This is a genomic window from Paenibacillus chondroitinus NBRC 15376 (assembly GCF_004000765.1).
Taxonomy (GTDB): domain Bacteria; phylum Bacillota; class Bacilli; order Paenibacillales; family NBRC-103111; genus Paenibacillus_E; species Paenibacillus_E chondroitinus.
The window spans coordinates 181,677-192,468 of record NZ_BILW01000005.1; the positions used below are offsets into that span (position 1 = coordinate 181,677).

General features: G+C 47.3%; 9 protein-coding genes. 7 read left to right on the top strand and 2 right to left on the bottom strand.

Annotation, left to right across the window (positions count from 1 at the left end):
• Window positions 1-183: 183 nt before the first annotated feature.
• The 6 genes from PCH02S_RS08935 (at window position 184) to PCH02S_RS08960 (ending at window position 6,865) form a co-directional block, all read left to right on the top strand.
• Window positions 184-2,073, top strand: a complete 1,890-nt coding sequence (locus PCH02S_RS08935) for a glucose PTS transporter subunit IIA (protein WP_127452139.1) — start codon at window positions 184-186, stop codon at window positions 2,071-2,073.
• Window positions 2,070-3,809 carry a phosphoenolpyruvate--protein phosphotransferase gene (gene ptsP / locus PCH02S_RS08940; RefSeq protein ID WP_127452140.1) on the top strand — a complete coding sequence of 580 codons (1,740 nt, stop codon included), beginning with the start codon at window positions 2,070-2,072 and terminating at the stop codon, window positions 3,807-3,809. The genes PCH02S_RS08935 and ptsP overlap by 4 nt, the downstream gene beginning before the upstream one ends.
• 1 nt (window position 3,810) lies before the next feature.
• Window positions 3,811-4,353 carry a type 1 glutamine amidotransferase domain-containing protein gene (locus tag PCH02S_RS08945; RefSeq protein ID WP_127452142.1) on the top strand — a complete coding sequence of 181 codons (543 nt, stop codon included), beginning with the start codon at window positions 3,811-3,813 and terminating at the stop codon, window positions 4,351-4,353.
• 125 nt (window positions 4,354-4,478) lie between these two features.
• Complete coding sequence (locus PCH02S_RS08950) at window positions 4,479-4,886, top strand: hypothetical protein (RefSeq protein WP_127452144.1); 408 nt, start codon at window positions 4,479-4,481, stop codon at window positions 4,884-4,886.
• A 179-nt stretch (window positions 4,887-5,065) separates the two neighbouring features.
• Window positions 5,066-6,070 (top strand): catabolite control protein A, encoded by a 1,005-nt coding sequence (gene ccpA, locus PCH02S_RS08955; protein WP_127452146.1) that lies wholly within the window; start codon window positions 5,066-5,068, stop codon window positions 6,068-6,070.
• 93 nt (window positions 6,071-6,163) lie between these two features.
• Window positions 6,164-6,865: a 5'-methylthioadenosine/adenosylhomocysteine nucleosidase gene (locus PCH02S_RS08960; RefSeq protein ID WP_127452148.1), complete on the top strand. Its 702-nt coding sequence runs from the start codon at window positions 6,164-6,166 to the stop codon at window positions 6,863-6,865.
• A 61-nt stretch (window positions 6,866-6,926) separates the two neighbouring features.
• Here the strand turns inward: PCH02S_RS08960 and PCH02S_RS08965 are convergent, their stop codons facing one another.
• Both PCH02S_RS08965 and PCH02S_RS08970 read right to left on the bottom strand, forming a co-directional pair.
• Window positions 6,927-8,114: an acetoin utilization protein AcuC gene (locus PCH02S_RS08965; RefSeq protein WP_127452150.1), complete on the bottom strand. Its 1,188-nt coding sequence runs from the start codon at window positions 8,112-8,114 to the stop codon at window positions 6,927-6,929.
• An 82-nt stretch (window positions 8,115-8,196) separates the two neighbouring features.
• On the bottom strand, window positions 8,197-8,835 hold the full coding sequence (locus tag PCH02S_RS08970) for a GNAT family N-acetyltransferase (RefSeq protein ID WP_127452152.1): 639 nt from the start codon (window positions 8,833-8,835) through the stop codon (window positions 8,197-8,199).
• Window positions 8,836-9,059: 224 nt separating this feature from the next.
• On the opposite strand from PCH02S_RS08970, the gene acsA reads away from it, so the two are divergent.
• Entirely contained in the window at window positions 9,060-10,784 is a 1,725-nt protein-coding gene (acsA, locus tag PCH02S_RS08975; RefSeq protein ID WP_127452154.1) for an acetate--CoA ligase, read from the top strand.
• Window positions 10,785-10,792 lie beyond the last annotated feature (8 nt).

A 10,792-nucleotide genomic window follows, 5' to 3' on the forward strand; every position in this document is an offset into this window, starting at 1 on the left:
GCTTTCCAACATGTATAAGCGGGTCGATCCTCGACCTGCTTATTTTGTTTTGACAAACGGGCAAACAAGCTATACGATTTGATAAGAGAGGCTTATGCTTACCATGTAAGTTTTTGAGAACACTGGGCTTTGGCTTACGATGTTGGTTTTGTTTAAGCAAAACTTTTAGGAGGTAGCATACGTTTGAACTGGATGGGGAACTTACAACAGCTTGGCCGCTCATTAATGCTGCCCACCATTGCGCTTCCTATTGCTGCTGTGCTGCTTAGTCTGGGGAATCTACCTTGGGACGGGATTCATGCATCCGGCTTTGGGGATATGCTGCTGTTAGCAGGGAATACGGTCTTTGACTATATACCCATCATATTCGCTGTTGGCGTGGCGCTCGGTCTTACGGAAAGTGCCGGAATCGCCGGACTGTCTGCCATGCTGGGCTATTTTATGTTTACAAGGCTCATCGAACATTCACTGGGGTCCCACTTTCAATTGGGTGTACCGGGCGGGATCTTAATCGGCTTGCTCGCAGCCATTATTTATCATCGCTGCAAAGAGATCAAGCTGCCTGAATACATACAATTTTTCGGTGGACCCCGCATGGTGCCGCTCATCATGGGGATGTGCACGCTCATTGTGTCCTATATTATGATTGTGATAGGACCGTTTTTGGAAGATGTAATGGGTAAGCTTTCGACTTGGCTGCTCGGCCTTGGCGGGTTTGGTGCATTTATTTACGGTATAGCGCATCGATTGTTGGTGCCGTCAGGTCTGCACCATATTTTGAATAACTTTTTTTGGTTTCAAGTGGGAGCTTACAAAACACCATCAGGGCAGATGGCTTACGGGGATTTGCCACGTTTTTTTGCCGGTGATCCTACGGCTGGGATGTACATGGCCGGTCTATACCCCATCATGATGTTTGCGCTTCCTGCCATTGCATTTGCCATCATCGGGGAAGCGCGTGAGGATTTGAAGCCGAAGATTAAGGCGACATTTCTGACAGCGGCGCTAGCCTCTTTTTTGACAGGTGTCACGGAGCCAATTGAGTTTGCTTTCCTGTTTGTTGCACCTTATTTGTTCATTATTCACGCTATTTTATCAGGTGTAGCCATGTGGTTGGCTTATGAGCTGCATATTCAACATGGTTTTTCCTACTCGGCAGGTGCTATAGACTATGTTATTAATTTGCATTTATCGCATAACGGTCTACTGCTAATCCCGATTGGAATCGTGTATGGACTGGTGTATTACTTCATGTTTCGCTGGGCGATCAGACGGTTCCAAATCCCGACGCCAGGCAGGGAAGAAGGATCTTCACTTGAAGAATGGGCTGGCGATATTCCGTATCGTTCACCTTTAATTTTGCAAGCCTTGGGTGGGAAAGACAATATTAAGAAGATTGAAGCCTGCATTACCAGATTGCGCCTTACGCTTGTTAATGATCGATTGATTGACATCACGGCATTACGACATTTAGGAGCTGCAGGCGTCATCCGTCTTGGAGGAGGCAATGTTCAGGTCGTGTTCGGGACATTCTCAGAGCTAATTCGTGAAGAGATTATGAAAGTACTGCGCAAAGATATTCATGTGGTATTGTTTACTTCGCCGATGCAGGGACGCATGATTCCTATTGAGGAAGTGCCTGACCGCATTTTCGCCTCGCGATTGGTGGGCAACGGGGTTGCGTTCATTCCTGAAAAAGGGGAGCTGGTCTCGCCTGTTGCAGGTACCATCATGCATATTTATCCGACCATGCATGCCCTGGGCATTTTGACGGATGAAGGACTAGAGGTCTTGCTGCACATTGGTATTGATACGTCAAGTTTACCGGGCAAGTGCTTTAATGCTGTGGTAAAAGAAGGCGATCGTGTTGAAGCGGGACAATTGTTAGTTAAATTTAATTATAATAAAGTTAAAAAGTTTGCTTCATCTTTGGCGACACCGATGATTATTACAAATCCGGATCTTGTTAAGTCTTGGAGCTTTGCTCCGTTCAAATCTGTTAAAAAAGGCCAAGGTTCTGTGATGTCCGTCGTCTTAAAGCCTACTAAATCTACGGGGGGGATGAACGGATGATCAGAGGGATAGGCGCGTCTTCAGGCATAGCAATGGGTCAGGCTTTTGTCATTCCTACGTGGGAGTGGGATTTTCCTGAGAAAATGATCGATGTGACAGATTTGGCTTATGAATTTGAGCGGTTGTATGACGGCATCCGCTCTTCTAAAGATGAATTAGAGTTAATCAAGCAGGAAATTAAGGAAGTTGTCGGGCAAGATCAGGCGTATATTTTTGATGCCCACTTGGCGATTTTGGAAGATCCCATTTTTATGAATGAAATTCAGGGGATCATTGAGCTTCAGTATAAAGCCGCCGAAGTTGCGGTGAAAGAAGTAATCGATAAATTCGTCGGTATGTTCAATATGATCGATGATGAGTACATGAAGGAACGCGCGCTGGATATTAAAGATGTGGGCAACAGGCTTCTGAAGCATTTGCTTGGGGATACCAGTTCAACCGTTCCGCCTATCGATCATCCGTATATTTTAGTCGCAAAAGAGCTTACACCTTCGCAATTGGCTCATCTGGATCCGACTAAAGTATTAGGGCTTCTAACCATTCTAGGAGGTACGCATTCGCATGTGTCGATCATGGCGAGAGCCATGTCGGTTCCTTATGTGTTGGGCTTGGAAGGGAAGCTTCTGCGTCCGATTCAAAACGGCGATTTCTTGATTATTGACGGTCAAGAGGGCACCTTGTATATCAATCCGGACAAGATCACGATTGAGCGTTACCAGGCTCGCAAAAAGAATTGGCTGGAATTCAAAGAGAGTCTGCAGGAAATCGCAGATGTTGCGCCTGTCACTGTGGACAATAGCTATGTGAATCTGCACGCCAACATCAACTCGGTTATGGAGATCGATCAGGTTCTGCGCAACGGGGCTTCTGGCGTCGGTTTGTTCCGTACGGAGTATTTATACATGGACCGTGATTCACTGCCTGGCGAGGATGAGCAGTTTGAAGTCTATCGTCACGCTGCCAAACAATTAAAAGGCCGTCCTATTGTTATCCGAACCTTGGATATTGGCGGAGACAAAAAGCTGGATTACATGCCGCTTGCCAAAGAGGATAATCCGTTCCTTGGATACAGGGCCATTCGGATCTCACTGGATCGCAAAGATCTTTTTATGACACAGTTAAAAGCTATTCTCAGAGCAAGTCATTATGGGAACGTGAAAATCATGTATCCAATGGTAACTTCGCTCGGTGAAGTGCGTCAAGCCAAAGCCCTTCTGGAGAAGGCGAAAGCTGAACTCAGTGCCCAAGGGGTTCCTTACAATGCTCAAATTGAAGTAGGATTAACCATTGAAGTACCAGCAGCGGCTCTTATTGCAGACGTCCTTGCCAGTGAAGTGAATTTTATGAGTATCGGCACCAACGATCTTGTTCAATATGTACTTGCAGTAGACAGGATGAACGAAAATATTGCGCACTTATATAATCCTTATCATCCGGCTGTTATCAGACTTCTTAAACACGTGATTGATGCTGGCAAAAGTGTTGGCATTCCTGTTGGTGTCTGCGGAGAAATGGCGGGAGACGTCCGCGCGCTTCCTATTTGGTTAGGTCTAGGCATTGAAGAACTGAGCATATCTGTGCAAACGATCTTGCAAGTCAAACACCGCTTATTAAGCAGTGACGCTAAGAAATGCAAGCAGTTGGTAAATGAAATTTTAGTTTGCAAAACCAGCGATGAAATCATAGAGCTGTTAGCACAAACCGAACAGACAGAGTCCATTGTAGGAGGTACTTAGGATGGAATTAAAGGGTACGAAGGTATTGGCATTTGTTGATGAAGAGTTCGAAGATTTGGAGATGTGGTATCCCGTTTTACGTTTGCGCGAGGCGGGTGTTGTCGTAGATATCGTCGGGCCAAAAGCGAAAACGGTTTATCATGGCAAATATGGCGTCCCGATCACAACGGATTTTGCTTTTGATGAAGTGAAGTCCTCGGATTATATCGGTCTTTATGTGCCAGGAGGCTGGGCTCCTGATAAATTACGCCGTTATCCGGATGTGCTCCGCCTTACGCAGGAGTTCCATGCCGCGGTGAAGCCAATTGCTCAAATCTGCCATGCCGGCTGGGTGCTTATTTCAGCAAAAATCGTAAATGGCTATACCATGACCTCCACGCCAGGCATTCGCGATGACCTCGAAAATGCTGGAGCTACTTGGGTCGATGAAGAAGTCGTGGTCGACCGTAATATCATCTCAGGGCGTCGCCCGCCAGATCTACCGGCATTTTCCAAGCGTTTTGTGGACGAGCTGGTGCAATTCCATAAACATCAGGAAAAGTAACTTGACACTTCCATTCGTGGCAAAAACTACTACTCTCCTTTCGGCAGGAAATCGTATAGAATCGTAGAATATCTTTATTACAAGAAATTCATGTTCATGCCGCCTGCCAGTGAAGGAGTGTTAGAATGCAAAAGTTTTGTAAGTGCGGACGCACGATGAACCTTCGTCTGCGTACGGTTATTTATCAAAGTAAAGTCGATATTGAAAATGTACCTATTTATTCATGTGAGGCTTGTGGACGCAGTGAAGTTGTTCCTCATGTTAAACCCGAGCTTACCGGTTTAATCGGCAAGCTGGGGAGTAAGCCTGAGAAGCAGCAGCTGTTTTTTCATGAGCTATCGGAAGTAGCTTTCTTACTGCTCAAGGTAACTGAGAAAGAACATATGAATGATTCCATGGAAAAGATTGTTGAAGAACGTATAAATGAGCTTCTGGACATCTTACTGCTGGCACAATCGCTAGGTGACGAGCCGTGGACCGAAGAAATTCGCAAACGGTTATCTCAAATCACACAAAGCGCAATCTCGACATAAGTTACAAACGGCCAATCCCTTACGGATTGGCTTTTGTACATATTTGTGTACCTTTTGAAAACAAAATGAAATTATTTTCAAAGTATTTTCATTTTTCATTGCAAGATGGATTAATTTGTCGTATCATAACGGTAATATACTAGGCTCGCAGAATACTTTTGAAAATGGAGAGAGTAACCGTGACCGTAACCATTTATGATGTAGCAAGAGAAGCAGGCGTATCCATGGCAACCGTTTCCCGGGTTGTAAACAACAATCCGAACGTAAAGCCGCAAACACGTAAGAAAGTTTTTGAAGCCATTGAACGACTCGGTTACCGCCCTAATGCGGTGGCAAGAGGATTGGCAAGTAAGAAAACGACAACCGTTGGTGTCGTCATTCCCGATATTTCAAACTCAATTTTCGCAGAAGTAGCGCGCGGAATTGAAGATATTGCGAATATGTATCACTACAATATTATTTTGTGTAATGCCGACAAGAAGAAGGAAAAAGAAATTCGCGTCATCAACACGCTGTTGGAAAAACAAGTCGATGGCTTGCTCTTCATGGGTGGTGTCGTGACAGAAGATCACATTCAAGCTTTCCGCACGTCTTCCGTTCCTGTTGTCTTATGTGGAACGAAGGATGAGGCACAAACGATGCCTTCCGTCGATATTGACCACGAGAAAGCTGCATTTGATGCCGTTAATGTGTTAATCGCAGCGGGACACCGCGATATTGCGATGATTTCCGGAACTTTGCAAGATCCGGCTAATGGATTCGCCCGTTACCAAGGGTACAAGAAAGCGCTCGATGCAGCAGGAATTGAGCTGCGCGACGAGTATGTTCGTATCGGGAACTATCGATATGAATCCAGTGTGGACGCAGTCAAATATTTCTTGGAGCTTTCCCCTCGTCCAACTGCTATTTTTTCGGCGACAGATGAGATGGCGATTGGCGCCATTCACACGATTCAAGATAGCGGACTCAAAGTACCGCAAGATATCGCCGTAATCAGTGTGGACAACATTCGCATGGCTTCCATGGTAAGACCGACGCTTACGACAGTCGCTCAACCGATGTATGATATCGGAGCGGTCTCGATGCGTCTTCTGACGAAGTTGATGAACAAGGAATCAACGGATAATATGCAGGTCATTTTGCCGCATGAAGTGATTTACCGTAACTCTGTTACACAATCCTAGTGAACTTAAGCCTCTAAGTGAGCTCTTCCTTTCGAGGATGACGCCGCTTAGAGGTTTTCTCTTTTATACATTATGGAAATGAGGATCGATGAAATGACATGGAATAAACTTGCACTAATCGGTGCGATGAATGAAGAAATTGAACTGCTTGTAGCGCATATGTCGGATGTGCGTGAAACCGTGAAAGCGGGAATTACCTTCAGAGAAGGGACGTATTTTGGCAAGGAAGTCGTTGTATGCCGCACTGGCGTAGGCAAGGTTAACGCTGCTGTAACCACTCAAATTCTAATCGATAAATTCGGTGTTGAAGCCGTCATTTTCACAGGTGTTGCCGGTGCATTGGATCCGGAACTGAATATCGGTGATCTTGTTGTTTCCAGCGAGTGCATGCAGCACGACATGGATGTTACACCGCTTGGTTTCGCCCGAGGCATCATTCCTTACGAAGTGAAATCTGTTTTTGAAGCGGATAGCAAGCTGGTGGATTTGGCCGTTGCTTCAGGCGAGAAACTTTTTGCAGGTAAAGTAAAAAAGGGGAGAGTGCTCTCCGGCGACCAGTTCATTGCTAGCCGTGAAATAGTAGCTGGCCTTAACACAGAGCTTGGCGGCGTTTGTGTGGAGATGGAGGGAGCATCCGTTGCCCAGGTTTGTTCCATGAATGCTATTCCATACGTCGTGCTTCGCTCGATGTCTGATAAAGCAGATGGCTCCGCTCATGTGAACTTTGCGGAATTCACGGTTCAAGCATCTGAGAATTCTTATAAAATGGTTGAGGAAATTGTGAAGCAGCTGTGATGGGAACATAAAAAAAGAGTTAGGCATGTACAACATGCTTAACTCTTTTTTTATAGGCTGCCTACTTCAAATACATCATCGAGAGATCCTTCGTTTGCCGGTTCTTTTCTGTAATGACCTGGCGCCTCGGAATCGGCGCCCAAGCGTCCACAGGGTCCAGCCACGTATCCACGAGCTGGACCGGGCTCTTGCTCTGCCAGGCGTCCAGCCACGCCTGGGGAAGCCTCAGCTGCGGCTGCGCCGCCAGCTGGGGGATTACCGCCTGCTCGCTCATCACGAGCCAGAGCAGGCTCCAAGCCCTTGGTACGACACGCCAGATGTCGTACCCGCCGCCCCCGAGCGCCACCCACCGCCCTTCGCACCATTGGTGCGCAAGGGAGTGGATTAGCTCGGGCATAGCCTTGTACACGCGCATGGAGCAATGTACATGCGCGAGCGGGTCGAAAGCATGGGCATCGCACCCATGCTGCGAGATAATGACGTCCGGCTGGAAGCGGGCGATCGTCTCGGTCAGCACCTCGCCGAAGCATTCCAGCCACGATTCATCCTCGGTGTAAGGTTCCACCGGGACGTTAATGCTTGTTCCGAACGCGTCGCCTTCTCCGCGTTCGTTCACGGCTCCTGTGCCGGGGAACAGAAATTTCCCCGTCTCATGAATGGACAACGTGCATACCTGGGGATCGGCGTAGAAGCTCCACTGCACGCCGTCCCCATGATGCACGTCCGTGTCAACGTACAGCACTTTCGCGCCGTACGTCTCTTTGGCGTGCGCAATCGCCGCTGAAGCGTCGTTGTAGACGCAGAAGCCCGCGCCCTTGCTCTGCAGCGCGTGATGCAGCCCGCCGCCCAGATGCAGCGCGTGCGGGGCTTGGCCGGACATCACCAGCTCCGCTGCGGTAATGGAACCGCCAACAATTTTCGCCGTGACGTCGTGCATGCCCGGGAAAAATGGCGTGTCATCGGTATCGAGTCCGAAGCGTGCCGCTTCTTTGACCCATCGTTCCTCCGGCACGGAAGCGCTAAGCGCTTTCACAGCTTCGATGTAAGCCGGGGCGTGAACCCGCAGCAGCTCGCTGTCTGTAGCGAAGCGAGGCGCCCACAGCGCGTTGTCTGGGAGCGCACCGGCTTTGCGCAGCAGATCGACCGTCATCACGAGACGGTCTTGATTAAAGGGATGATCTTCATTAAATTTATAGTGAATCTCTTCGTCATCATAGATAAAGACAGGATTTGATGCCTTCTTGTTCATATCCCACATTCCCCCGAATGAGCTAACATGCTTGCTTGAAGTCCTAGAAATCCAAAAGACAGATTTACTTTTGTTTTTGACTTTAGTACATGAAGCGCTGTTGAAAACGAATACGATCAAACTGTTCCACAGAAGATATAGGCACTTGCTTGCCTATACGAACCATTAGACAGTTGGCCGGATGCGAACAGATTTCTGGATCATCTGTAGCGAACCAGATCATATCGACGCTTTTCATCAACTTCTCCATCATTTGCCTATACTCCCAGACGGTGAGCTTGCTATTTTCCAAGTCCCAATGCCAATAATACTCCGTGGTGAAGCATATGACATTCTCCATTTGCTCATCTTCGAAAGCAAGGCGAATCATACGTTTGCCGAGCCCCATGGTGCGATAGTCATCCGCAACTTCTATTGCACCGAGCTCTATTAAATCCTGCATATTTCCTTGTGACCACCGCTCGATTTCGTCTGGATAATGGAAGGTGACGTAACCGACAATGGTAGCGCCATCCCTGGCAATGATAATCCGGCCTTCCGGTAATTCGGCAATTTCAATGAGTGCTTCCAGTTGTTCCTTGGGTCTGCGGAAGGCATCTAATTTGCTGTGCATCGTGAGACTTTGCAAGCTGTCAGCAGAAACAGGACCTTCTATCGTAATTTCTGGTTGATCGGGAGCTGTTCGCAAGCGAAATGAGTGATATATTTTGGAATGCTGCATAACCTTAGCTCTCCTTTTGAAAAACAGCATGATATGAGTGATTCCTTCTCGGTTAGGTCATAGTCCCTTTATACCAAATTTTATTTGCAAATAAAAGCTGAACTTAGGCGTAGGCGAAAAATTCTCCGTGTGATATAATAGAATATGTCAAAAATCGATCACATTTTGCTCGAAAACATCAGTAAAATGAAAGCGGTTTATCTCGTGAGGAGGGTTTTACGTACATGGATCAAATGAAAGTTGAACTCGTTGAAGCGGTAGCTACTAATCCTAACATGAAAAATTATGAGGAAACACACGCCAATTTTGACTGGAAAGAGATCGAGAAGAGCTTTTCCTGGTACGAAACAGGCAAAGTGAATATGGCTTATGAAGCTATTGACCGCCATGCTGAATCGTCGAAGAAGGATAAAGTTGCTCTCTATTACAGCGACAACCAAAGAGAAGAGGCCGTAACATTTGGACAGATGAAAGATAGATCCAATCAGTTCGGTAATGTGCTTCGTGGTCTAGGTATCGGCAAAGGTGAGCGCGTATTTATTTTCATGCCACGTACGCCTGAGCTGTACTATGCGTTGCTAGGAACGTTGAAAGTAGGGGCTGTTGTAGGGCCTTTGTTTGAAGCTTTTATGGAAACAGCGGTGAAAGATCGTCTGGAAGACAGTGAAGCTGTTGCGATTGTGACGACGCCAAGCTTGCTTTCCCGGGTTCCTTCGAGTGAACTTCCTCATCTGAAGCACATCATCGTTGTGGGAGACAATGTGGAGCCTGCTGAAGGCCATGTTGACTTCTACAAAGAGATGGAAGCGGCTTCTTCGGAGCTTGAAATCGAGTGGCTGGACCGTGAAGATGGACTTATTATTCATTATACGTCGGGTTCAACTGGTAAACCGAAAGGTGTTTTCCATGTACAGAATGCGATGATTCAACATTACTATACAGGTAAAATCGTTCTGGATCTCCAAGAAGACGATGTTTACTGGTGTACAGCCGATCCAGGTTGGGTAACAGGTACTTCCTACGGCATTTTTGCTCCGTGGTTGAATGGAGCTACGAATGTCATCCGTGGTGGACGCTTCAGTCCTCAGGATTGGTACAACACGCTGCAAAAATATAAAGTAACCGTTTGGTACAGCGCACCGACAGCTTTCCGTATGTTAATGGGAGCAGGCGATGATGTTGTTTCCGGATTTGATCTTTCGTCGCTTCGCCATGTGCTGAGCGTTGGTGAGCCGTTAAACCCGGAAGTTGTTCGTTGGGGACTGAAAGTGTACAACCAACGTATTCATGATACATGGTGGATGACGGAAACAGGCGGACAGCTTATCTGTAACTATCCGTCCATGACGATTAAACCTGGCTCCATGGGACGTCCGATTCCGGGCGTTGAAGCGGCTATTATCGACGATGCCGGGAATGTGTTGCCTCCGAACCGGATGGGCAACCTGGCGATCAAGACACCTTGGCCGTCCATGATGCGCAAAATTTGGAACAATCCAGCTAAATATGAAGAATACTTCCGTTTGACAGGCTGGTACGTTTCCGGTGATTCGGCTTATCAAGATGAAGAAGGGTACTTCTGGTTCCAAGGACGCGTTGATGATGTTATCAACACAGCTGGAGAGCGGGTAGGTCCATTCGAGGTTGAAAGCAAGCTTGTTGAGCATCCAGCGGTTGCAGAAGCAGGGGTCATTGGCAAGCCTGATCCGATGCGCGGAGAAATTATCAAAGCGTTTATCGCGCTGCGTGAAGGCTTCACACCATCCGATGAGCTGAAAGCGGACATTTCCAAATTTGTCAAAGAAGGGCTTTCCGCCCATGCTGCGCCTCGTGAAATTGAATTCAAAGACAAGCTGCCGAAGACACGCAGCGGCAAAATTATGCGCCGTGTCCTCAAAGCTTGGGAGCTCAATCTCCCAACAGGCGACTTATCCACGATTGAAGATTAGCATGAATT

What these genes read in the sequence shown, in the direction of transcription:
- ptsP (WP_127452140.1), top strand. Translation starts at nt 2,070, where the DNA reads ATGATCAGAGGGATAGGCGCGTCTTCAGGCATAGCAATGGGTCAGGCT.
- PCH02S_RS08945 (WP_127452142.1), top strand. Translation starts at nt 3,811, where the DNA reads ATGGAATTAAAGGGTACGAAGGTATTGGCATTTGTTGATGAAGAGTTC.
- PCH02S_RS08950 (WP_127452144.1), top strand. Translation starts at nt 4,479, where the DNA reads ATGCAAAAGTTTTGTAAGTGCGGACGCACGATGAACCTTCGTCTGCGT.
- PCH02S_RS08960 (WP_127452148.1), top strand. Translation starts at nt 6,164, where the DNA reads ATGACATGGAATAAACTTGCACTAATCGGTGCGATGAATGAAGAAATT.
- PCH02S_RS08965 (WP_127452150.1), bottom strand. Translation starts at nt 8,114, where the DNA reads ATGAACAAGAAGGCATCAAATCCTGTCTTTATCTATGATGACGAAGAG.
- PCH02S_RS08970 (WP_127452152.1), bottom strand. Translation starts at nt 8,835, where the DNA reads ATGCAGCATTCCAAAATATATCACTCATTTCGCTTGCGAACAGCTCCC.
- acsA (WP_127452154.1), top strand. Translation starts at nt 9,060, where the DNA reads ATGGATCAAATGAAAGTTGAACTCGTTGAAGCGGTAGCTACTAATCCT.